Genomic DNA, 21,469 nt, shown 5'->3' with positions numbered 1-21,469 from the left:
TCGCAGGATCCGCACGGCGCCGCGTCCGTCCCTCGCGCTCCGCTGCGCCGCGACGGCCCTGCCGGCTCCCCGGCGATGCGCCAGGATGGGGGCATGACGACACGCGTGGACGGCCTCTTCGTCTACCCGGTGAAGGGCTTGACCCCGCAGCCGCTCCCCCGCGTCGAGCTCACCGCCGGCCGCGGCGTCCCCTTCGACCGCACGATCGCCCTCGCCCGCCCCGGCGGCGCCTACCGGCCCGGCATGCGGCACGGCATCTCCAAGCGCGAGTACTTCGTGCTCGTCGCCGAGGCGCGCCTCGCCGGCCTGACCACGCACCTCGACCCCGGCAGCGGAGTGCTCACCGTCGACGTCCGCGGCCACCGGGTCCTCTCCGCCGACCTCGGCGCGGAGGACGGCCGGGCCGCACTGCGCTCCTTCGCCGCCCGCGTGCTCGACCTGCCGCCCGGCGTCGAGCCCGTGATCGCCCAGGACGCGGGGCGCCGCTACACCGACACGGCCCACAACTCCGATGTCGAGATGGAGTACGTCTCGCTGATCAACCTGGCGAGTGTCCGCGACCTCGCCGAGCGCACGGGCCGGAGCGTCGATCCGCTGCGGTTCCGCGGGAACATCCACCTCGAGGGGCTGCCCGCGTGGAGCGAGCTCGAGCTGCTCGGGCGCGAGCTCACCGCGGGCGGGCTGCGGCTGCGGATCACGAAGGCCACCGAGCGGTGCGCCGCGACCGAGGTCGAGCCGGGCACCGGTCGGCGCGACCTGCCGGTCCCTCGCCTGCTGCACGAGACCTACGGCCACGAGCTCCTCGGCGTCTACGCGGAGGTCCTCGACGGCGGCACGCTCGGCGTGGGCGACGAGCTGGTGCTCCGTGGCTGAGCTGCCGCTCGTGGTGGCCGAGCGCGAGGCGCTCACCTCGGCCGTCACCCGCTTCGTGCTGCGGAGCGAGGACGGCGCCCCGCTGCCCGGCTACTCGGCCGGCGCGCACCTCACGCTCACGACCCCCTCCGGCGAGCGCCGCAGCTACAGCCTCGTCGAGCCGGGATCCTCGGAGCCGTCGCACTACGCGATCGCGGTGCGCCGGGAGCCCGGGGGCCGGGGCGGATCGCGGAGCCTCCACGACGACGTCCGCGTCGGCGACGTCCTCTCCTCCGCGCCGCCCGCGAACACCTTCGCCCTCCGGCCCGCCGCCCGCTACCTCCTGATCGCCGGCGGGATCGGGGTCACCCCGATCCGCGCGATGGCCGCCGAGCTCCGGGCGCAGGGATCGGCCGTGCAGGTCGTCTACCTCAGCCGCACCCCCGAGGACACCGCGTGGCTCGACGAGTTCTCCGCCGACGGCTCCCTCGTGCACCACAGTGCGATCCACGGCCGGCTCGACCTCTGGCCGCTCGTCGCCGAGCCCGACGACGACACCCGGATCTACTGCTGCGGTCCGTCCGCGCTGATCGACGAGGTCCTCGCCCTCACGATGCACTGGCGCCCGAGCCGGATCCACGTCGAGGACTTCGCGGGCGTCGACGCCGTCGGCGACCGGGCCGTCCCCTTCGCCGCCGTCTGGGAGCCGACCGGAGCCGTTGTGGAGGTCCCGGCCGACCGCTCGCTCCTCACCGCGCTCCGCTCCTCCGGGATCGACGTCGACTCCTCCTGCGAGTCGGGCACGTGCGGCACCTGCCGCCTGCGCCTCGTCGGCGGGACGGCGGAGCACCGCGACCTGGTGCTGACCCCCGAGGAGCAGGACCGCTGGATCATGCCGTGCGTCTCGCGCTCCGCCGGCGGCGAGCTGGTCGTCGCCCCGGACTGACGGAGCGACGGGGCCGGGCCCCACGCACGCCGGCCGACACGCGTCGGCCGTCGTGTGACGCCGCGTGACGGGCGCCCGGCGCCCGGTCCCCCGCGTGCCTAGGCTCCCGGACGGGGGACCACGACCGTCACGACCGAAGGACTTCCGATGACCAGCACCTCCGTCCGCACCCAGCTCGACGAGTTCACCGTCGGCTTCGACGACACGGTCGGCCCCGAGCTCGCCGCCGTCTTCTCCGGCGAGCGCGACGACCTCGTCGCCGCCGGCGCCCCGAGCGGAGCCGTCACCGCCGGCGACGCGCTTCCCGCCGCCTCCGTCGTGACCGTCGACGGCGACACCGTCGACCTCGCGGACGTCCTCGGCGCGGGCCCGGCCGTCCTCGTCTTCTACCGCGGAGCCTGGTGCCCGTACTGCAACATCACGCTCAAGCACTACAACGAGACCCTCGCCCCCGAGCTCGCGTCGCGCGGAGTCGCCCTCGTCGCGATCAGCCCGCAGACCCCCGACGGGTCGCGCGCGGCGGTCGCGAACGGCGACCTGGGCTTCACCGTCGTCTCCGACCCCGGCAACACGCTCGCGAGCGCTCTCGGCATCGTCACCGCCCCCAGCGGCGAGGCGCAGGAGGCGCACACCGCGCTCGGCTTCGCCGTGAAGGACAGCAACGCCGACGACACCCCGGCCGTCCCGTACCCGACCGTCCTGGTCGTCGACGTCGACCGGATCGTCCGCACGGCGGACGTGCACGTCGATTACACGACGCGCACGGAGACCGAGGAGATCCTCGCCGCCGTCGACGCGCTCTGACGCCTCCGCTCGCACCCTGAGCACGCGCGGCGGTCGAGCGCACCCCCTCGCCCGCCGCGCCGCCGCTCCCTAGGCTCGACCCGTGACAGCGGAGACGGACGTGCTCGTGGTCGGCGGCGGTCCGGTCGGACTCCTGCTCGGCGCGCTCCTGGCGCGGGCCGGAGTGGACGTGCAGGTGTGGGAGCGGCGCTCCTCGGTGCCGCGCGGCTCGCGGGCGATCGGCATCCATCCGCCGTCGCTCGACGCGTTCGCCGCGATCGGGGCCGATGCTCCCGTGCTGGCCGAGGCCACCCGGGTCCGCGAGGGCGTCGCGCGCAGCCGGGGCCGCACGCTCGGCACGCTCTCGTTCGCGCGCGCCTCCGCGACGCACCCCTACGTCGTCACCCTCGACCAGCACCGCACCGAGGCGATCCTCCGCGAGCGCCTCGAGGCGGCGGCCCCGGACGCGCTGCGCCCCGGCGTCGCGCTGACCGGCCTGCTCCGTCGCGGCTCCACCGTCGAGGCGACCGGCACCGGACCGGGCGGCGAGCCGGTCTCCGTCCGCGCCGCCTTCGTCGTGGGAGCCGACGGCGCACGCAGCACCGTCCGCGATCTGCTCGGGATCCGCACCACCGGCCGCGACTACCCGGACCGCTACGTGATGGGCGACTTCGCCGACCCCGAGCCCGGCGGTCTCACCGGCACCGCGCTGGTCGACGTCGGCCCGGCCGGAGTGGTGGAGTCCTTCCCGCTCCCGGGCGGTCGGCGCCGGTACGTCGCCCTGAGCGGCCCGGACCGTTCCCTCGGCGCCCCCGCCTGGCGGCCCGAGGAGGCCCCCGACCAGGAGGCCGCGCGCGCCCTGGCCGCCGCTGTCCGCGACCGGACGGGCGCCGACGCCGACCCGGAGACGTGCACGATGCTCAGCGGATTCCAGGTGCGGCGCCGCGAGGCCGAGCGGATGGGCGTCGGCCGCGTCGTGCTCATCGGCGACGCCGCGCACGAGATCAGTCCGATCGGCGGGCAGGGCATGAACCTCGGCTGGCTCGACGCCGCCGAGCTCGCCCCCCTCCTGGCCGGTGTCGTGCGCCGCGGCGAGGCCGGCCCCTGGCCCGGCTTCGCCCGGCGGCGCACCACCGCGGCCCGGCGCGCGGCGCGGCAGGCGGAGGCGAACATGGCGCTCGGACGCCCGCTCGGCACGCTCGCGCACCGCGGCCGCGAGGCGTTCCTCCGCACCGCCCTCGCCCTGCCGACCTCGGACCTGCTCGCCCGCGTCTACGCGATGCGCTGGTCCTGAGGGCGGCCGGTCAGCCGACCAGCCGCGCGCCCGCCAGCCCGAGCTCGACCACCAGCACGAGCGAGGCCGCGATCACCAGCCGGAACAGGGTGCGCGTGGGCGGGCCGGTCAGCACCAGGCGGATGCCCGCCGCGGCGAGCACGACCACCGCGAGGGTCCCGATCACCGCGAGCACCACGCCCGTCCCGCGCACCGGCTGGTCGCCGACGAGCTGTCCGACGAGCACGAGCAGCGCGGCGACCACCAGCGACCCGAAGGCGACGACTCCGGAGAGCCGCAGGCCGAGGCGGTGGGGGAAGCCGCGGACCCCGGTGGCCTCGTCGTCGACCAGGTCGGGGAGCACGTTCGTGCAGTGGATCGCGACGCCGAACACGGCGCCGGTCGCGATCGCCCACCAGGCGGGGACCCGGCCGTCGCCCGCCGCCACCGCCACCACCGGCAGCAGCCCGAAGGCGACCACGAAGGGAGCGACCGACCAGACCGTGCGCTTGAGCCCCGCGTCGTAGGCCCAGCCCGCGGCGACCAGCACCAGGTGCGCGACCGCGGCGACCGGTCCGAGCAGCAGCGAGAGCACCACGGCGGCCGCGGCCGTCCCCAGTGCGGCGATGCGGACGGCGCCCACGCCGATCAGCCCCTGCGCGACCGGCTTGTCCGTGCGCCCCACCGCGCGGTCGCGGTCGGCGTCGATCCAGTCGTTCGCGAGCCCGATCGAGAGCTGCCCGAGCAGCACGGCGAGCGCCACCAGCACGACCTGCCCGAGCGGATGCCCGGACGCCGCCGCGATCACGGTCGCCAGCACGGTGACCGTCACGGTCGGCCCGGGGTGCGACGAGGCCAGCAGGAGTCGCACCCGGGACGTCATCCCGCCAGCCTACGGTCGCGGCGGCACAGCGGGTCGCCGGTCGCGCTCCCCGCCCCGGAGCGGGATCCAGCGTGGTCCGAGCGCGGCGCCCTCATCAGCCCGCGACGGGAATGGCCCGGGATGGGGCAGGGTTGCACCACCCGGCACCCCGACTCAGGAAGAAGGCCTCGTGGACCTCGTGCACTGGCTGTTCGACGCGCAGATCGTCATCGGCGAGCAGACCGTCCTCTGGCGGGAGGTCATCGGCAACGTCTTCGGGCTCCTCAGCGCCCTCGGCGGGATGCGGCGGAAGGTCTGGGCCTGGCCCGTCGGCCTCATCGGCAACGTGCTGCTGTTCACGGTCTTCATGGGCGCCCTGTTCGGCACTCCGAACCCCGTCAACCTGCTCGGCCAGGCCGGGCGGCAGGTGATGTTCATCCTGGTCAGCGTCTACGGCTGGTACCGGTGGACCCACCGCCCCGACGACTCGACCACCCTGATCGAGCCGCGCTGGGCGTCGTGGCGCACCCGCGGCCTGCTGGTGCTCGGGATGGTCGGCGGCACCGCGGTGCTGACCCCGGTGTTCCGCGCGCTCGGCTCCTACGAGCCGGTCTGGAGCGACGCGTGGATCTTCGTCGGCTCCGTCCTCGCCACCTACGGCATGGCGAAGGGCTGGACCGAGTTCTGGCTCATCTGGGTGGCCGTCGACCTGGTCGGCGTGCCGTTGCTGTTCTCGGCCGGCTACTACGCGTCGGGGCTGATGTACGTCTTCTACGGCGCGTTCACCCTGGTCGGGTTCTTCGTCTGGATGCGGCAGGGCACCCGTCCGTCCGCCGCTCCGATCACGGTCGGCTAGCTCTAGCAGCCCGCCGCCGCCGGCGGAAGTGGCCGTGCGGGAGGCGCTGTCGGTGGTCCACTGGGAGCGGAGGCGCCCGCCTCCCCCACCCGGAACGGACGCCATGCTCTCCCTCGTCTACTCCAGCCGCACCTCCGCCGGCTTCACGGACGCCGACCTCCCCGCGCTGCTCGCCCAGTGCCGCGCGAACAACGAGCGCCTCGGCCTGACCGGCATGCTCCTGCACCGCGACGGCCGATTCCTCCAGGTGCTCGAGGGGCCGGACGAGGTCCTGCGCGAGCGGATGGCCGTCATCGCCGCCGACGAGCGCCACGCGCAGCTGCGCACCCTCCTCGAGGAGCCGATCCGGGAGCGGCTGTTCCCGGAGTGGTCGATGGCGTTCGAGTCCGCCGCCGACGCCGACGCCGCCGGGCTCCGCACCTCCTTCGACGACCTCGACGACGCCGAGGCCGAGAGCGCGACGCTCCAGGCCCTGCGCGAGCTCATCCGCTTCTTCCGCGAGCGGAGCTAGGCGGAGCGACCCGGGACGCCGGGACCGCGGCCGGTCCGCCGCCGGGAGCCGACGCCCGTCAGTCCTCCGCCGAGGGAGGAGCGAGCCGGTCGAGCCGCGCCAGGAGCGGGGCGAAGCCGTCGCCGAGCAGGGCGCTCAGCGGCTCGCCGAACCAGAACCGCCAGACGGAGTCGAGCTCCTCGCCGGTGATCCGTCCTCGGCGCAGGAGGATGCTCGCGATCGGGGCCGCCTCAGACGCGTGCTCGTCGCGGGGAGCGCCGTCCTCGCGACCCGGCTCGAGTCCGTACGGATCGACCGCGTCGAGCTCCCGCAGGACGGCCGCCAGCATCGCGTCACGGCGTTCCGCGGCCGCCCCGTCCTGATTCGTCGGTGCTCGGCGCTCCATCGCGAGAAGGTACCGAGCCCACTCCTCGTCGTCCATTCGTCGTCTCCGATCTCTCCGGATGCCGCGCCTTCTCGAGGCCTTTCTCTTCCTTCGGCGCCGGCTCGTCGAGGCACGGGGAAACCGCCTCTCCGACGGCTTATCATCCCCCCGCGAGAAAGGCGCGGACGCCTTCCCGCGTCAGCCCCGAGGCGACGGCGAGCCGGTGCTCTCCGGCCCCGAGTCGGGCGGCTCCGCGGAGGGCCGCGGCCCTTTCTCCGCCCTCGCCGGAAGTCCCGCTCCGGAATGCCGCGAATTCCGCGGACACCTTATCGAGAGCGTCGACGACATCGCCGGACACGCTCTCCGGCGGCTCGCCGAGATCGATGCGCCAGCCTCTCCCGGACTTCTCGTCGCTGTCGTTCACACGCGGGAAAGTACCCCGGACCGCAGGGCGGCGCCTGTGATCGCCCGACGCCGTCGCGCCCCAGGGATCCGTCGTCGACGTCCGAGCGCACACGCCTCCCGGTCCGGAGAGGACGGCCTTCGAGGACTGTCCCGAGGACCTCGTCGCCGCGCTCCGCTCCGATGCGGCCTCCGCCTCGGCCGAGGTCTTCGACGGCTGACCCGACCGCGGCGACCACCCGCTGCGACGACCGCCGGGCGGAAGCGCGGATCGCGCCGTTCCGGCGCGCCCGCACCAGCGGCGCCGGAACGTCCGGCCGATCCGGGAGCGGCACCCCGTCCGAGCCGTCGAGGTTCCGTCGGTGTGCAGGCCCCCGCGCCGAGGGACGTAAAGTGTGCTCACACGCGCCCGCGGACGGGCGAGCCGCCCGTGAGGGCGCCCCGGTCCTGCGTCGGAGGCGCCGATCACAGAGAGCCGCGGTGCCCCGATGCCGGAAGACAAGCCCGCGTCGCGGGCGCCGAGCATCTACGACGTCGCCCGCGCGGCCGGCGTCTCGCACCAGACCGTCTCCCGCGTCCTGAACGACCACCCGAGCCTCCGCGCCGAGACGAAGAAGCGCGTGCTCGAGGTGATGGCCGAGCTCGACTACCGCCCCAACCTCGCCGCACGGGCACTGGTCACCAGCCGCACCCGCACCGTCGGCGTGCTGTCCTCGCAGAGCCTGCAGTACGGTCCGGCCTCCAGCATCCAGGCCATCGAGGTGGCGGCGCGCGACGCGGGCTACCTCGTGGTCACGGCCAACGTCGACGGCACCGACGGCGCGTCGATCCAGGCCGGGATCCGGCATCTGCTCAACCAGGCGGTCGAGGGCCTCGTGGTCGTCGCCCCGCAGATCCGCGTCTTCGACATCCTCTCCGGAGTCGCGCTGCGCATCCCGCACGTGACGCTGCAGACGAGCGAGGACGACCGCGACGACGCGCTCTACGTCGACCAGATGGCCGGCGCCCGCATCGCCACCGGGCACCTGATCGACCTCGGGCACACCGAGATCGTGCACCTCGCCGGCCCGCAGGACTGGATCGAGGCCGAGGCGCGGATGCGCGGCTACCTCGCCGAGCTCGACCACCGCTCGATCCCGCTGCGCCCGCCGCTGCTCGGCGACTGGAGCGCCGAGCGCGGCCACCGCGTGGGCCTCGAGCTCTCGCGCTTCCTCGACTTCACCGCGGTGTTCGCGGGGAACGACCAGATGGCGCTCGGACTGATGAGCGCGTTCCACGAGCGCGGGGTCCGCGTGCCGGAGGACGTCAGCGTCATCGGCTTCGACGACATCCCCGAGGCGGCGTTCTACTGGCCGCCGCTGACCAGCGTCCGCCAGGACTTCGTGGAGCTCGGACGCCGGTGCGTGGCCGCGCTGCTCAGCCTGATCGAGGGCGACCGGCCGGAGAAGGCGGCGCCGATCGCTCCGCAGCTGGTCGTCCGCGGATCCACGGCCGTCCCCCGGAGCGCGAGCGTCACCGCCTCGCGCTGACCGGCGGCCGCGACGCCCTCGCGCCGCGACCGCCCGGGATCACTCGCCGTGAGCGGCGATCGACACGTCGTTCCAGCGCTTCCAGGTCTCGAGGCGCGACTCGTAGTCCGCCGTCGCGATGCCCAGCGGCGCGCGCCCGAAGAAGATCCGCAGCGGCGGCTCGTCCGCGTCCACGACCGCGAGGATCCCGAGGCGCGAGGCCCGCGGGTCGCCCTGCTGAGCGGCGGAGGGGCGTCGGCTCGCTGCCTCCCGGACCTCGTCGTACGCGGCGATCGGCTCGCTGCGCGACGCGGAGGGACCGGACCAGTCGGTCGAGTACCCGCCGGGCTCGACGAGGGTCACGTGGATCCCGAAGCCGGCGACCTCGGCGGCCAGCGACTGGGTGAAGCCCTCGAACGCCCACTTCGACGCGTGGTACGCGCCGATCGAGGGGAACGCGCTGATGCCGCCGATGCTCGACACCTGGACGATGTGGCCCGAGCCCTGCTCGCGGAGGATCGGCAGCGCGGCCTGGGTGATCCAGAGGGCGCCGAAGACGTTGGTCTCGAGCTGCGCGCGGACCTCCTCCTCGGTGAGCTCCTCGATCATGCCGAAGTGCCCGTAGCCGGCGTTGTTGATCACGACGTCCAGCCGGCCGAACCGCTCGGCCGCGGCCTGCACAGCGGCGAAGCCGGCCGCGCGGTCGGTCACGTCGAGGGTCAGCGGGAGGAACGTGTCCGGATACTCCTCGACGAGGGCGTCGAGGGTCTCGATCCGGCGGGCGGTGCCGGCGACCGAGTCGCCGCGCTCGAGCGCCGCCTCGGCCCACTCGCGGCCGAAGCCCTTCGAGGCGCCGGTGATGAACCAGGTCTTCGTCATGGTGTGCGTCCTTTCGACAGTGCTGAACGCAACGCCGACGGCTCCGGCTCCCTTCCGGGGCCGGGGACCCTTGACACGAGCGGTCGGGGAGCGGACGACGCGGTATGCGAGGCCGCCGGTGTCCCGTTACCGAGTCGAGACGTGCGCGTTGACACGAACGGCGCCGTCGGGTCTAGCATGACGCAATGTGATCGCTCACATGGCATCACATCTCCGCCCCGATCCCGAGGGCGGCCCTGCATCCACTGCATTCAATGACGAAGGAATCACAGTGACCACAATGAAGCGCGCTCTCATCGCCGGCATCGCCGGCGGAGCGATGATCCTCTCCCTCGCCGCCTGCTCCTCCGGAACCGGTGGCGGCTCGGGCTCGGGATCCGGCGACGGCGGCCTCGTCGGCGTCGCGATGCCGACCAAGTCGTCCGAGCGCTGGATCGCTGACGGCAACAACGTCAAGTCGCAGCTCGAGGAGGCCGGCTACAAGGTCGACCTGCAGTACGCCGAGGACGACATCCCCACCCAGGTCTCGCAGCTCGAGAACATGATCACCAAGGGCGCCAAGGCCCTGATCGTCGCCTCGATCGACGGCACCACCCTCACGAGCGTGCTCGAGGAGGCCAAGGCCAACGACATCCCCGTCATCGCCTACGACCGCCTCATCCGCGACTCCGAGAACGTGGACTACTACGCCACGTTCGACAACTACAAGGTGGGCGTCCAGCAGGCCACCTCGCTCCTCGCGGGCCTCGGTCTCACCGACCTCACCGGCGCGAAGGCCGCCGACGCCCCCGCCGGCCCGTTCAACGTCGAGCTGTTCGCCGGCAGCCCCGACGACAACAACGCCACGTTCTTCTTCAACGGCGCGATGGACACCCTCCAGCCGTACATCGACGACAAGACGCTCGTCGTGAAGTCCGGCGAGACCGACTTCAACACCGTCGCCACGCTGCGCTGGGACGGCGAGGTCGCCCAGAGCCGCATGGAGGACATCCTCACCAAGACGTACTCCGACGGCTCCAAGGTCCAGGGCGTCCTCTCGCCCTACGACGGCCTCAGCCGCGGCATCATCTCGGCTCTGACCGACGCCGGCTACACCGTCGGCTCCGACTTCCCGATCATCACCGGTCAGGACGCCGAGCTCGACTCCGTCAAGGCGATCATCGCCGGCGAGCAGTACGCGACCATCTACAAGGACACCCGCGAGCTCGCCAAGGAGGCCGTGAAGATGGCCCAGGCCGTGCTCGAGGGCACCGAGCCCGAGGTCAACGACACCGACACCTACGACAACGGCAAGAAGGTCGTCCCGTCCTTCCTGCTCGAGCCGGTCATCGTCACCAAGGACCAGATCCAGTCCGTCCTCGTCGACGGCGGCTACTACACCGACGCGGAAGTGAACGGCTAGTCCTCTCTCCTCACCCGAGAAGGAACACCCCGGGAGGGCGCCCACTGGGCGCCCTCCCCCACTACGAAGGAAGGGAGGCGGCGTGACCTCGAACATCCTCGAGATGCGCGGCATCACCAAGACGTTCCCGGGCGTGAAGGCGCTCCAGGACGTCACGCTCAACGCACAGCGCGGCGAAGTCCACGCGATCTGCGGGGAGAACGGCGCCGGCAAGTCGACGCTGATGAAGGTCCTGTCGGGCGTCTACCCGCACGGCACCTACGAGGGCGACATCGTCTTCGAGGACGAGGTGATGCAGTTCTCCAGCATCCGCGACTCGGAGGCGAAGGGCATCGTCATCATCCACCAGGAGCTGGCCCTCAGCCCCTACCTCTCCATCGCGGAGAACATCTTCCTCGGCAACGAGGTGCGCGGCTTCGGCGGCCTGATCGACTGGAACAAGACCAACCAGGAGGCGGCGGCGCTGCTGGCCCGCGTGGGTCTGCGCGAGAACCCGACCACCAAGATCATGGAGATCGGAGTCGGCAAGCAGCAGCTCGTCGAGATCGCGAAGGCGCTCTCCAAGCGGGTCAAGCTGCTCATCCTCGACGAGCCCACCGCCGCCCTGAACGACGAGGACTCGGACCACCTGCTCGATCTGATCCTGCACCTCAAGGAGCAGGGCATCACGTCGATCATCATCAGCCACAAGCTGAACGAGATCAAGAAGATCGCGGACACCGTCACGGTCATCCGCGACGGCAAGACCATCGAGACGATCGCTCACGACGACGTCACCGAGGACCGCATCATCAAGGACATGGTCGGCCGCGACCTCGACCACCGCTACCCGGACCACACGCCGCACATCGGCGAGGAGATCCTGCGCGTGGTCGACTGGACGGCCCACCACCCCCAGGACCCGTCCCGGGTCATGGTGGACAAGGTCAACCTGTCGGTCCACCGCGGCGAGATCGTCGGCATCGCCGGGCTCATGGGCGCCGGGCGCACCGAGTTCGCGATGAGCCTCTTCGGCCGCTCCTACGGCAGCCGCATCTCCGGCCAGGTCTTCAAGGCCGGCAAGGAGATCAAGATCCGCAACGTCTCGGAGGCAATCGCCCACGGGCTCGCCTACGCGACCGAGGACCGCAAGCACTACGGCCTCAACCTCATCGACGACATCAAGCGGAACATCTCGCTCGCGTCGCTCGACAAGGTCGCCCGCGGCGGACTCGTCGACGACAACCGCGAGTTCGAGGTCGCCAACGAGTACCGCGGCAGCATGAACATCAAGTCGCCGACCGTGCTCGCCAAGACCGGGAAGCTCTCCGGCGGCAACCAGCAGAAGGTCGTCCTGTCGAAGTGGATCTACTCCGACCCGGACGTCCTCATCCTCGACGAGCCCACCCGCGGCATCGACGTGGGTGCGAAGTACGAGATCTACACCATCATCAACCGGCTCGCGGCGCAGGGTAAGGGGATCATCGTCATCTCCTCCGAGCTGCCGGAGCTGCTCGGCATCTGCGACCGCGTCTACGCGCTGTCGGAGGGCCGGATCACGGGCGAGCTGCCCATCGCCGAGGCGACGCCCGAGGCGGTCCTCACCCTCATGACCCAGGAGAAGCAACGATGACCGATCTGCAGAACGAACCGTCCACCGCGGCCGGTGCGCAGGTGAAGCCCACCGAGAACGCCTTCACGAAGCGCCTCAGCCATGTGCTGGGCGACCTCGGCAAGAACGGCATCTTCATCGCCCTCATCGTGGTGGTGCTGCTGTTCGAGGTGATGACCGGCGGAATCCTCCTCCGCCCCCAGAACATCTCGAACCTGATCGTCCAGAACGGCTACATCCTGATCCTCGCCATCGGCATGGTGATGGTCATCGTGGCCGGGCACATCGACCTCTCGGTCGGCTCGGTCGCGGCGTTCGTCGGAGCGATCTCCGGCGTCTTCGCGGTCAACATGGGTCTCCCGTGGTGGCTGTCGATCATCCTCTCCCTCCTCATCGGCGCCCTGGTCGGAGCGTGGCAGGGCTTCTGGATCGCCTACGTCGGAATCCCGGCGTTCATCGTGACCCTGGCGGGCATGCTGATCTTCCGCGGCCTGGCGCTCGTCGTCCTCGGCAACGCGAACATCGGCTCCTTCCCGACCGAGTACCGCGCGCTGGGCAACGGCTTCCTCACCGACCTGTTCGGCGAGACCGACCTCGACCCGCTGTCGCTCGTCATCGGCGCGCTCGCGATCGTCGCCTTCGCCGTGCAGTCCGTGCGCACCCGCCGCGGCCGCCAGAAGTACGCGCAGAGCGTCGAGCCGGGCGCCTGGTTCGTCACCAAGCTCGTCCTCGTCTCCGTCGTGATCGCGGCCTTCTCCTTCGCGCTGGCCACCTTCAAGGGCATCCCGGTCACCCTGATCGTGCTCGCCGTGCTCGTCCTGATCTACGGCGTGGTCATGAACCGCTCCGTCTTCGGCCGCCACGTCTACGCGATCGGCGGCAACCTGCACGCCGCGGAGCTGTCCGGCATCAAGACCCGCAACGTCACCTTCTGGCTGTTCGTCAACATGGGCGTCCTCGCGGCGCTGGCCGGCCTCGTCTTCACCGCGCGACTCAACCTCGCCGGCCCGAAGGCGGGCGACGGCTTCGAGCTCGAGGCCATCTCGGCCGCGTTCATCGGCGGCGCGGCGGTCCAGGGCGGCGTCGGCACCATCGGCGGCGCGATCATCGGTGGCCTCATCATCGGCGTCCTGAACAACGGAATGTCGATCATGGGCATCGGCATCGAGTGGCAGCAGGCGGTCAAGGGCCTCGTGCTCCTGCTCGCGGTCGCCTTCGACGTCTACAACAAGCGCCGCTCGGGCGGACGCTAGGCCCTGCGGTCGTGCCCGACTGGTCGCGGTTCCTGCCGCTGAGCACCGGGCCCTCGGTCGACGAGACGGGCGTCAGCAACGACTGGCGCCCCCTCGTCGCCGAGAGGCTCGACCGCCTCGCCGTCCTGGCCGCCTCGCCCTCCACCACGGAAGGCGAGGCGGCCAGTGCCGTCTCCCGGGACGCCCTGCTCGGAGAGCTCGTCGTGCGGCTCTCGAGCAGCACCGGCCAGCGCCTCGCGACGCGGATGGGCGCCCGCGAGGCCTCCTCCCCTCCCCCTGCCGCCGAGATCGCCCCGGCCCTGGCCGCTCTCGCCTCCGCTCGCCGCGCCGGCGCCGGTCCCCGCTCGGTCGCCGAGCTGGTCGAGGTCGTCCGCGTCGAGCTCGCCCTCTCCCCCGAGCCGCTCGCCCTCTCCTCCCGCATCACCGGCGGGGTGGCCCTGGACCGCCTGCAGCGCGCGCCGCTCGCGATCCGCGCCGCCGTCCGCGGTCGCACCCTCGCTCCGACCGACGCGGAGTGGGAGCTCGGCTCCGGCCCCGCCCTGCGCGTGCCGGCCGACGCGATCCTCCGCTTCCTGCTCGGCCTCGGCCCCTTCCCCGCCGAGCCGACCGCCTAGGCGGCGCCGCCCCTGCCCCCGGGCGGAGGCGGCGCCGCCCCGGTCGTAGCATCGGAGGATGACGCGCTCACTGCCGAGAAGCACCCCGTCCGCCCGCTCCGTCGACGCCGAGGGAGTGCTGGCCTTCGTCGACGGGGTCGAGGCCGCTCCCGGCGTCGAGCTGCACGGGCTGATGGTCGTGCAGGGCGGCGACGTGGTCGCCGAGGGCTGGTGGGCGCCGTACTCGGCCGAGCGGCTGCACCTCTTCTACTCGCTGAGCAAGAGCTTCACCGCGACCGCCGTCGGCCTCGCGGTCGCGGAGGGCCCGGTCGATCTGGACGCCACCGTCCTCTCGTACTTCCCCGAGCTCGACGACGAGATCACCGACCCGCGCTCGCGTGCGATCCGCGTCCGCCACGTCCTCGCGATGGCGAGCGGCCACTCCGCCGAGACGATCGACCGCGCCGAGGAGAGGGACCCGGTCGACCTGGTGCGCGGCTTCCTCCTCCTCCCGCCGGAGCAGGAGCCGGGCAGCGTCTTCGCCTACAACCAGCCCTGCACCTTCGCCGCCGCCGCGATCGTGCAGCGCGTGAGCGGGCAGTCGCTGACCGACTACCTGCGCCCGCGCCTGCTCGATCCGCTCGGCATCGGCGAGGTCGCCTGGCATCGCGACGACTCGGGGCGCGAGCTCGGCTACAGCGGGCTGCACGCCACCACCGAGGCGGCCGCTGCACTCGGACTGCTGTACCTGCAGGAGGGGCGCTGGGGCGACCAGCGGATCCTCTCGCCGGAGTGGGTCGCCGAGGCGTCCCGCGCGCACGTCCCGACCCACGAGGACGGCGGACCGGACTGGCAGCAGGGCTACGGCTTCCAGTTCTGGCGGTCGCTGCACGGCTACCGCGCGGACGGCGCGTACGGGCAATTCAGCCTGATCGTGCCCGAGCACGAGCTCGTGATCGCGCTGACCGGCCAGACCTCGGACACGCAGACGCTGCTCGCGCTCGCCTGGGAGCACCTGCTCCCCGCCGTCGGCCGCGGGTCCACGGCGGAGGCCGACGCCCGGCTGGCCGACCGGCTGTCGGAGCTCGCCCTTCGCCCGCTCGAGGGCGCCTCCCCCGCGACCGGGAGCTACACGCCGGTCGGATCGTGGCCCGAGGCCGTCGAGGTGACGGCCGACGAGGGCGGCTGGACGCTCGCGCTGATCGAGGGCGACGAGCGCTTCGCCGTGACGCCCGGCGCAGGAGCCTGGACCGTCGACGGGCCGTTCGCGGCGAGCGCCGGACCCTCGGGCGACAGCGTGCTGGTCGACGTCGTGTTCCTCGAGACCCCGCACCGCCTGCACGTCGAGCTCGCTCCCGACCGCACCGCCCGCGTCCGCTGGGAGACGGAGCCGCTGCACGACGGCCCGCTCGCCGGGCTGCGCGCCCCGCGCTGACGGCAGGACCCGCTCCGCTCATCCGTCGCGAACGGCCCGTCCGCCCCTCGACGACGGGCCGTTCGCGACGGATCGAGAGGGGTCGCGCTCGGCCGTGCGGACCGCGCATCGGGCGGTGCTCACCGGGGGTCGACGAGTCGAGGAGCGGAGTGGGCACGAGGGTCCTTCCTGGGTGGCGGCGCTCTGGCACAATCGTCGGAGCGCTGCTCCGGAACATTGCGGAGCACTGCTCCGGAACGTGGTGGAGCTGCGCTCGGAGGCATTACGGAGCGCCGCTCCGACAAGCAAGGAGAACCGATGAGCGACCGTGCGCCCCGCACGCCCGGCCGACCGCGGACGAGTCGCGACGCTCTGCTCGCCGCCGCGGCGACGGTGTTCGTGGCCTCCGGCGTGGACGCGCCGGTCCGCGAGATCGCTGCGGAGGCCGGCGTCGGCATGGGGACGATCTACCGGCACTTCCCGACCCGCTCGGAGCTCGTGGTCGCCGTCTACCGCCACCAGGTCGAGGCCTGCGCGGAGGCGGGCCCACGGCTGCTCGCCGACAGCGCGACCACGGAGGCCGCCCTCCGGGCCTGGGTCGCCCACTTCGTCGACCTCCTGGTGACCAAGCACGGCCTCGCCGGTGCGCTCCAGGGCGACAGTGCCGGATCCGACGCCCTGCACGCCTACTTCGTGGAGCGGCTCGTCCCCGTCTGCGGCGACCTGCTCGAGGCGGCACGACCCGCCCGGATCCCGGCGTCGAGCCTCAGCGGCTACATGCTCCTCAAGGGCATCGGCAACCTCTGCATCGGCGCCGCCCACGATCCGGACTACGACGCCGACACCCTCGTGCAGGCCCTCGTCACTGGAGCGCTGCAGGCGGATCAGCCCTGATCGCCTCCACGGTCCGCTCGACCGCGTCCTCGACCGCCGCCCTGCGGCTCGCGTCGTCCTCGCGCTCGGACTCGTGGACGAAGACGGCTGCGCCGCGCCGGGCTCCGCAGTAGTCGATGATCCCGTGCTGGATCTGCGTCAGCAGCGCCTGCTCGTAGCCGTGCCGCTCGTAGGTCCCGGCGGAGTCCCCCGCGACGAGGACGAGGTGGACGGTCAGAGCGCCGAGCCTGCGCTGCGTGCCGTGGACGGGGTCGATGTCGAAGGCCCAGCCGGCGAGGAAGACGCGGTCGATCCAGCCCTTCAGCAGCGCGGGCATCGACCACCAGTAGACGGGGAAGACGAGCACGAGGTGGTCGACGCCGTCGAGCCGGCGCTGCTCGCGGAGGACGTCGTCGGGAACCGGGCCGACACCGCGGTAGCGGTCCCGGTCGGCCGCGCCGAACCGCGGGTCGAAGCCCTCGCTGTCGAGGTCGGCCGTCTCCACTCCGTCGGGGCCGAGCTCGTCCCGCAGCCGCCGGGCGAGGGCGGCGGTGAGGGAGTCGCGGTCGGGGTGCGCGGTGACGAGGAGGGTGCTCACCGCTCCAGTGAACCGCACCCGCCCTGCGGCACCCCTGGCAGGATGACCCGGTGACTCCGCACCGCTCCCCCCGCCGCCCCGACGTCGTCTCCGTCGAGCTCGTCGGCGGACCGGAGCCGCTCGAGCTCGCCCTGCACGAGCACGACCCCGAGTGGTCCGCCGTGTTCGAGGAGCACCGGCGGCGCATCCTCGAGGCCGTCCCGGGCGTGCGGGTCGAGCACATCGGCTCGACCTCCGTCCCGGGCCTGCCCGCGAAGCCGATCGTCGACGTGCTCGTCGTCGTGCCCGACGTCACGGCGGAGGAGGACCACGTCGCGCCGCTGCTCGCGGCCGGCTACGTCCTGCGCACCCGCGAGCCCGGGCACCGGCTCATCCGCACGCCCGGACGGGACGCCCACGTCCACATCTACGAGGAGGGTCATCCCGCGATCGACGCGTACCTCCTCCTGCGCGACCGGCTGCGCACCGACCCGGCCGACCGCGAGCTCTACCGCAGCACGAAGGCGTCTCTCCTCCTCCGGCGCTGGGAGGACGGGAACGACTACGCCGAGGCGAAGTCCGCCGTGATCGCGGCCATCCTCGAGCGCGCGAGATCCTCGCAGCCCTGAGATCGATATCCGGAAGGCGGTCGGCGGCTAGGCCGCACCGCACGTCCGATCGCCCTCGAGCCCTCCGGCCCGGGGGCGGTCGCGGTTCGGGCGGCATCGGATGATCGACGGTTCGCGGAGCGCGCCCTCCAACCGGGCGGAGCGTTCGCGCCGGAAGGTCGAGCAGCGAGGATCGGCCCGCGCAGCCGTCGGTATCCGGCGACCGAATGGATTCGGATGTTGACGTCATCAGAGCCCCGTGGAAGCCTGATGTTTGCGTGAACATGCGCGAAGTCCCCGGTGCAAAGGAGCACAGCATGACGTCTCGACCACGAACGGCCGCCGCGGCGGTGGCCGCGCTGCTCGTCGCAGCACTCCTGGGCACAGGAGCGCAGTCGGCCTCGGCCGCCGTGGCCACGGATCCCGACGACGGAGTGCCGCGCACCTCGACGCCCGTGACCTACACCGACTACCCGGCGGTCCAGGACCCGGGCAGCACCGCGGCCGGCTACTTCCAGCCCTACTGGTACGACACCGACGGCCGCCACATCCAGGCGCACGGCGGCCAGATCGTCACCGTCGAGGAGGGCGGTCAGCAGGTCCAGTACTGGTACGGCGAGGACCGCACGAAGGGCTACTGGAACAGCCCCGGAGTCGCGGTCTACCGCTCCACCGACGGCCACAACTGGGAGAACAAGGGCACCGCGCTCCGCAGCGTCTCGGCTCCGGCCGACCTCGAGGCCCCTTACTTCGACGCGCTCTACGACACCGTCGACGACTCCGGAGCCCCTCGCGCCGACCGCATCGCGGAGCTCGACTACCACCTCGACACGACGCAGGCCTCGCCGAACACCGCCATCTTCGAGCGCCCCAAGGTCCTCTTCAACGAGAAGACCGGCAAGTGGGTCATGTGGTGGCACTCCGACGGCCGCATCACCCCGGGTGGCAGCACCTATGCGCGCTCGATGGCGGGAGTCGCCGTCTCGGACAGCCCGACCGGGCCCTTCACGCTCCAGGGCGTCTACCGCCTCTACAACCGCACGGACTACAAGGCCTGCACCACCTCCGCCGTGCCCGGGCAGGCCCGGGACATGACCGTCTTCCAGGACGAGGACGGCACCGCGTACATCTCCTACTCCTCCGAGGAGAACTACTCGCTCTACGTGGCGAAGCTGGACGCCGACTACACCAACGTCGAGCGGACCACCACGACCGACACCCTCGACGCGAACCAGTACTCGGCCGACGGAACCTACCCCTACGTCTTCGCCGACGGTGCGGCCGGAGCACCGGTGCGCGGCACCGACTTCCAGATCGTGAAGGAGTGCGGACACCTCGAGGCGCCCGCGATCTTCGCCAACGGCGGCAAGTACTACACGATCGCCTCCGGGGCGACCGGCTGGGCGCCGAACCCGCAGACCTACTACACCGCCGACTCGATCCTCGGCGCGTGGACCCGCGGAGTCGAGAAGGGCGACGCCGACGAGAACGTCGCCTACAACGCGATCCCGGAGGGCGGCGACGGCCTGCTCTCGATCGGCGACTCCCGCAAGACGACCTTCGGCTCGCAGTCGACGAACGTCCTCACGCTCGCTCCCGGGAAGTACGTCTACATGGGCGACCGGTGGAACGAGGGCAAGTCGGACTCGACCTACGTCTGGCTCCCGATGACGGTCGGCGAGAACGGCCGCCTCGAGATGCGGAACCCCGCTCAAGAGGACCCGGCGCGCTGGGGATCCGGCTGGAACCTCTCCTACTGGGACGACAAGGGGGTCGGCGACGGCGTCTGGTCGGTCGTGGACGCCCGTCTGCCGAAGCAGGTCCGCCGCGGCGCCGACATCGCCGCCGCGCTCCCCTCGACTGTCTCGGTCGCGAGCAACGGCTCGACCCGCGACGTCGCCGTGACCTGGGCCGCCCCCGGCCCCGCCGAGCTCGGCACGGTGCGGGTGACGGGCACGCTCGCCGCCGACGCCGGATTCTCCTCCGGCCGCCGCTTCACCCGCACGATCGAGGTGGCGGAGCCGGGCATCGCGAACCTCGCTCCCGGAGCGTCCGTCGCGGTCTCGAGCCGCACGGACCTCGTCGGCAAGCTCATCGACGGCGACGTCAAGGGCAAGGGCTGGGACGACTGGTCCTCGGCCGGCTACCCGCGCGACAGCCGCCTCTCCTTCTCCTGGGGCGCGGCGCAGAACCTCGACTCGGTGACGGTCAGCACCTACAAGGACGGTGCGACCGCCACCTGGCCCTCGAGGATCGAGGTCGAGTACCAGGTGAACGGCGCATGGACGACCTCCTCGGTCGCCACCACCCTCAGCCAGGCGGCGACCGGATCCGCCCCGACGGCGATCCTCGACCTGTCCTCCCTGCCCGACACCACGGGCCTCCGCCTGCACCTCACCAGCGCGGCGAACACGTGGCAGTCGGTCTCGGAGGTGCAGATCTGGGGCACCGCGCCGCCGACGAACGTCTGCCGCGTCCCCGGAGCCGCGGTCTCGGCGTCGTTCAGCCAGACGAAGTACGCGACCCTCCCCGCGAAGAACGCCTGCGACGGCAACGTGAGCACCCCCTGGTCGACCTGGACCGACGGCACCTTCGCCGGCAGCGCCGAGTTCACGCTGACGAACACCGAGGCGCACCGCGTCGCCGGGCTCACCTTCACCAACACCGAGGGCACCCTGGCGTCGGTGAGCGTGGCCTACCGCGCCGAGGACGGCACCTGGAAGCCGACCACCGCGCAGAACGTCGCTCCGGCGGCGAACGGCACGCTGACCACGATCCCGTTCGCGGCGGTCTCGGCCACCGGCCTGAAGCTGACCTTCTCCACGCCGGGCTCGTTCCTCAAGATCGGCGAGATCGTCGTCCCCGAGGCGGCCGCCCCGGCGCTGACGGTGCCGGTGACCGTGACGTCGCGCTGCGTCGCCGGGAAGGCGGTGCTGACTGTCCTCGCCAAGAACGGCGGCACCGCTCCGATCGACGTCGCGATGGCCTCGGCCTACGGCTCGAAGACGGTCACCGCGGTGGCCGCGGGTGCGAGCGGATCGGCCGCGTTCACCACCCGCCTCGCGAGCATGCCGGGCAGCCAGGTGACGGTGACCGCCACGGCGGGCTCCGAGACCCTCGCGCAGACGGTGGCCTACCCGGCCCGCGTCTGCTGAGCGCACGGCGGCCGGTCGACCGGCCGTGACGGAGGAGGGGGTGCCCGCGGGCGCTCCCTCCTCTGCGTGTGCGGCGCATCATCCGACGCGCAGGGCGAGTGCGGGCTCGATGTGCGCGGCTCAGGGCACCAGATGCCGAAGGACGTGCCGGGCCTGGGCGGGAGCGCCGTCACGTCGATCTCCGCGGGCGAGAAGGAACGGCCGCTCCCCCGCAGGCGCTCCCCGAGAAGGAGATCGGTCGCCTGATCGATCCGGCTCAGCGCCGCCTCGTCGAGGAGGTGGGCGCACGAGCATGGCCGAGCCCGCTGGCGCGCTCCGCGGCACTCCACCCGGAAGCGGGGGTGCAGAGCACTTCACGCTCCTGGTAGTAATCACAGGCGGGCGCATCGCAGAGCCCGCAGAACTGGACCGTCCGTGACCCGCACCACCCGCGCTCTCGCCGCGTTCGTCCCGACGACGACCCTCGTGCTCTCCGTGGTGTTCGCCTCCGCCGCACTCGCGCCCGAGGCGATGACCGCCCCGGAAGCGGTGTCGACGCCGACCGCCGCCTCGCCCGCGGAGGATGCGGCGGCGACTGCGGACCCCTCCGCTCCCGGTGCGGGATCCGGCGCCTCCGACCGCCGCTCCTCGAGCCCCTCCTCCGCGGACCCCGTCGACCCCGCGCAGCCGACGACCGGCTCCTCCCCCGCCTGTGAACCGGCGCGGGAGGGCGGTGGAGCCCGACTCGGCGAGGTCGACGGCGTCGGCGGCGACGGAGAGCGAGAGGG

General features: G+C 72.5%; 20 protein-coding genes and 1 pseudogene. 16 read left to right on the top strand and 5 right to left on the bottom strand.

What is annotated here, in order from left to right; all coding sequences use genetic code 11:
• Window positions 1-93: 93 nt before the first annotated feature.
• The 4 genes from C5C55_RS15370 (at window position 94) to C5C55_RS15355 (ending at window position 3,875) form a co-directional block, all read left to right on the top strand.
• Window positions 94-873, top strand: coding sequence for an MOSC domain-containing protein (locus tag C5C55_RS15370; protein ID WP_159939649.1), 780 nt, complete (start codon window positions 94-96; stop codon window positions 871-873).
• A complete protein-coding gene (locus tag C5C55_RS15365; RefSeq protein WP_104234516.1) occupies window positions 866-1,798 on the top strand; it encodes a PDR/VanB family oxidoreductase in 933 nt (310 codons plus the stop codon). The genes C5C55_RS15370 and C5C55_RS15365 overlap by 8 nt, the downstream gene beginning before the upstream one ends.
• A gap of 147 nt (window positions 1,799-1,945) precedes the next feature.
• A complete protein-coding gene (locus C5C55_RS15360) occupies window positions 1,946-2,602 on the top strand; it encodes a peroxiredoxin-like family protein (protein WP_104234515.1) in 657 nt (218 codons plus the stop codon).
• 82 nt (window positions 2,603-2,684) lie between these two features.
• The gene (locus tag C5C55_RS15355; RefSeq protein ID WP_104234514.1) at window positions 2,685-3,875 is read left to right on the top strand and encodes an NAD(P)/FAD-dependent oxidoreductase; all 1,191 of its coding nucleotides are present in this window, start codon (window positions 2,685-2,687) and stop codon (window positions 3,873-3,875) included.
• Window positions 3,876-3,885: 10 nt separating this feature from the next.
• Here C5C55_RS15355 and C5C55_RS15350 read toward each other — a convergent pair whose 3' ends face one another.
• On the bottom strand, window positions 3,886-4,737 hold the full coding sequence (locus tag C5C55_RS15350; RefSeq protein WP_104234513.1) for a UbiA family prenyltransferase: 852 nt from the start codon (window positions 4,735-4,737) through the stop codon (window positions 3,886-3,888).
• A gap of 169 nt (window positions 4,738-4,906) precedes the next feature.
• On the opposite strand from C5C55_RS15350, the gene pnuC reads away from it, so the two are divergent.
• The gene (gene pnuC, locus C5C55_RS15345; protein WP_104227403.1) at window positions 4,907-5,572 is read left to right on the top strand and encodes a nicotinamide riboside transporter PnuC; all 666 of its coding nucleotides are present in this window, start codon (window positions 4,907-4,909) and stop codon (window positions 5,570-5,572) included.
• 103 nt (window positions 5,573-5,675) lie between these two features.
• Entirely contained in the window at window positions 5,676-6,083 is a 408-nt protein-coding gene (locus C5C55_RS15340) for a BLUF domain-containing protein (RefSeq protein ID WP_104234512.1), read from the top strand.
• Between the two features lie 58 nt (window positions 6,084-6,141).
• Here C5C55_RS15340 and C5C55_RS15335 read toward each other — a convergent pair whose 3' ends face one another.
• Window positions 6,142-6,468, bottom strand: coding sequence for a hypothetical protein (locus tag C5C55_RS15335; RefSeq protein WP_146080968.1), 327 nt, complete (start codon window positions 6,466-6,468; stop codon window positions 6,142-6,144).
• A 139-nt stretch (window positions 6,469-6,607) separates the two neighbouring features.
• Window positions 6,608-6,871, bottom strand: coding sequence for a hypothetical protein (locus C5C55_RS15330; RefSeq protein ID WP_104227400.1), 264 nt, complete (start codon window positions 6,869-6,871; stop codon window positions 6,608-6,610).
• Window positions 6,872-7,337: 466 nt separating this feature from the next.
• Here C5C55_RS15330 and C5C55_RS15325 point away from each other — a divergent pair, with 466 nt between their 5' ends.
• On the top strand, window positions 7,338-8,378 hold the full coding sequence (locus tag C5C55_RS15325) for a LacI family DNA-binding transcriptional regulator (RefSeq protein ID WP_104234510.1): 1,041 nt from the start codon (window positions 7,338-7,340) through the stop codon (window positions 8,376-8,378).
• 39 nt (window positions 8,379-8,417) lie between these two features.
• Here the strand turns inward: C5C55_RS15325 and C5C55_RS15320 are convergent, their stop codons facing one another.
• Entirely contained in the window at window positions 8,418-9,236 is an 819-nt protein-coding gene (locus C5C55_RS15320; RefSeq protein ID WP_104234509.1) for an SDR family oxidoreductase, read from the bottom strand.
• Window positions 9,237-9,516: 280 nt separating this feature from the next.
• Between C5C55_RS15320 and chvE the strand changes: the two genes are divergently transcribed.
• The 6 genes from chvE to C5C55_RS15290 all read left to right on the top strand — a co-directional run bounded on the left by chvE (window position 9,517) and on the right by C5C55_RS15290 (window position 16,383).
• Window positions 9,517-10,638 (top strand): multiple monosaccharide ABC transporter substrate-binding protein, encoded by a 1,122-nt coding sequence (gene chvE / locus C5C55_RS15315; RefSeq protein ID WP_104227397.1) that lies wholly within the window; start codon window positions 9,517-9,519, stop codon window positions 10,636-10,638.
• A gap of 82 nt (window positions 10,639-10,720) precedes the next feature.
• Complete coding sequence (mmsA, locus tag C5C55_RS15310; RefSeq protein ID WP_104234508.1) at window positions 10,721-12,250, top strand: multiple monosaccharide ABC transporter ATP-binding protein; 1,530 nt, start codon at window positions 10,721-10,723, stop codon at window positions 12,248-12,250.
• On the top strand, window positions 12,247-13,482 hold the full coding sequence (mmsB, locus tag C5C55_RS15305; RefSeq protein ID WP_104227395.1) for a multiple monosaccharide ABC transporter permease: 1,236 nt from the start codon (window positions 12,247-12,249) through the stop codon (window positions 13,480-13,482). The genes mmsA and mmsB overlap by 4 nt, the downstream gene beginning before the upstream one ends.
• Before the next feature lie 11 nt (window positions 13,483-13,493).
• Window positions 13,494-14,096, top strand: coding sequence for a hypothetical protein (locus C5C55_RS15300; RefSeq protein ID WP_104234507.1), 603 nt, complete (start codon window positions 13,494-13,496; stop codon window positions 14,094-14,096).
• Between the two features lie 58 nt (window positions 14,097-14,154).
• Complete coding sequence (locus C5C55_RS15295) at window positions 14,155-15,510, top strand: serine hydrolase (RefSeq protein WP_104234506.1); 1,356 nt, start codon at window positions 14,155-14,157, stop codon at window positions 15,508-15,510.
• 297 nt (window positions 15,511-15,807) lie between these two features.
• Window positions 15,808-16,383: a TetR/AcrR family transcriptional regulator gene (locus C5C55_RS15290; RefSeq protein WP_104234505.1), complete on the top strand. Its 576-nt coding sequence runs from the start codon at window positions 15,808-15,810 to the stop codon at window positions 16,381-16,383.
• On the opposite strand, the gene C5C55_RS15285 is transcribed toward C5C55_RS15290, so the two are convergent.
• Complete coding sequence (locus C5C55_RS15285; RefSeq protein WP_104234504.1) at window positions 16,352-16,960, bottom strand: NAD(P)H-dependent oxidoreductase; 609 nt, start codon at window positions 16,958-16,960, stop codon at window positions 16,352-16,354. The two genes, C5C55_RS15290 and C5C55_RS15285, sit on opposite strands and share 32 nt — an antisense overlap.
• A gap of 50 nt (window positions 16,961-17,010) precedes the next feature.
• Between C5C55_RS15285 and C5C55_RS15280 the strand changes: the two genes are divergently transcribed.
• The 3 genes and pseudogenes from C5C55_RS15280 to C5C55_RS15270 form a co-directional block, all read left to right on the top strand.
• Window positions 17,011-17,568, top strand: coding sequence for a GrpB family protein (locus tag C5C55_RS15280; RefSeq protein WP_104234503.1), 558 nt, complete (start codon window positions 17,011-17,013; stop codon window positions 17,566-17,568).
• Between the two features lie 296 nt (window positions 17,569-17,864).
• The gene (locus tag C5C55_RS15275; RefSeq protein ID WP_104234502.1) at window positions 17,865-20,702 is read left to right on the top strand and encodes a glycoside hydrolase family 43 protein; all 2,838 of its coding nucleotides are present in this window, start codon (window positions 17,865-17,867) and stop codon (window positions 20,700-20,702) included.
• A 414-nt stretch (window positions 20,703-21,116) separates the two neighbouring features.
• Window positions 21,117-21,469: pseudogene (locus C5C55_RS15270) on the top strand (hypothetical protein); the annotation flags it as partial.

The sequence above is a fragment of the Rathayibacter sp. AY1C2 genome, from assembly GCF_002931195.1.
Classification (GTDB): Bacteria; Actinomycetota; Actinomycetes; order Actinomycetales; family Microbacteriaceae; genus Rathayibacter.
The sequence above is the reverse complement of the archived record's forward strand: the minus strand, read 5'-3'. Positions and strand labels throughout refer to the sequence as shown.

Excerpts from the sequence above, each read along its gene's own strand:
- C5C55_RS15370 (WP_159939649.1), top strand. The coding sequence starts at position 94 with ATGACGACACGCGTGGACGGCCTCTTCGTCTACCCGGTGAAGGGCTTG.
- C5C55_RS15340 (WP_104234512.1), top strand. The coding sequence starts at position 5,676 with ATGCTCTCCCTCGTCTACTCCAGCCGCACCTCCGCCGGCTTCACGGAC.
- C5C55_RS15350 (WP_104234513.1), bottom strand. The coding sequence starts at position 4,737 with ATGACGTCCCGGGTGCGACTCCTGCTGGCCTCGTCGCACCCCGGGCCG.
- C5C55_RS15335 (WP_146080968.1), bottom strand. The coding sequence starts at position 6,468 with ATGGAGCGCCGAGCACCGACGAATCAGGACGGGGCGGCCGCGGAACGC.
- C5C55_RS15290 (WP_104234505.1), top strand. The coding sequence starts at position 15,808 with ATGAGCGACCGTGCGCCCCGCACGCCCGGCCGACCGCGGACGAGTCGC.
- chvE (WP_104227397.1), top strand. The coding sequence starts at position 9,517 with ATGAAGCGCGCTCTCATCGCCGGCATCGCCGGCGGAGCGATGATCCTC.
- mmsB (WP_104227395.1), top strand. The coding sequence starts at position 12,247 with ATGACCGATCTGCAGAACGAACCGTCCACCGCGGCCGGTGCGCAGGTG.
- C5C55_RS15325 (WP_104234510.1), top strand. The coding sequence starts at position 7,338 with ATGCCGGAAGACAAGCCCGCGTCGCGGGCGCCGAGCATCTACGACGTC.
- C5C55_RS15320 (WP_104234509.1), bottom strand. The coding sequence starts at position 9,236 with ATGACGAAGACCTGGTTCATCACCGGCGCCTCGAAGGGCTTCGGCCGC.
- C5C55_RS15360 (WP_104234515.1), top strand. The coding sequence starts at position 1,946 with ATGACCAGCACCTCCGTCCGCACCCAGCTCGACGAGTTCACCGTCGGC.
- C5C55_RS15295 (WP_104234506.1), top strand. The coding sequence starts at position 14,155 with ATGACGCGCTCACTGCCGAGAAGCACCCCGTCCGCCCGCTCCGTCGAC.
- C5C55_RS15275 (WP_104234502.1), top strand. The coding sequence starts at position 17,865 with ATGACGTCTCGACCACGAACGGCCGCCGCGGCGGTGGCCGCGCTGCTC.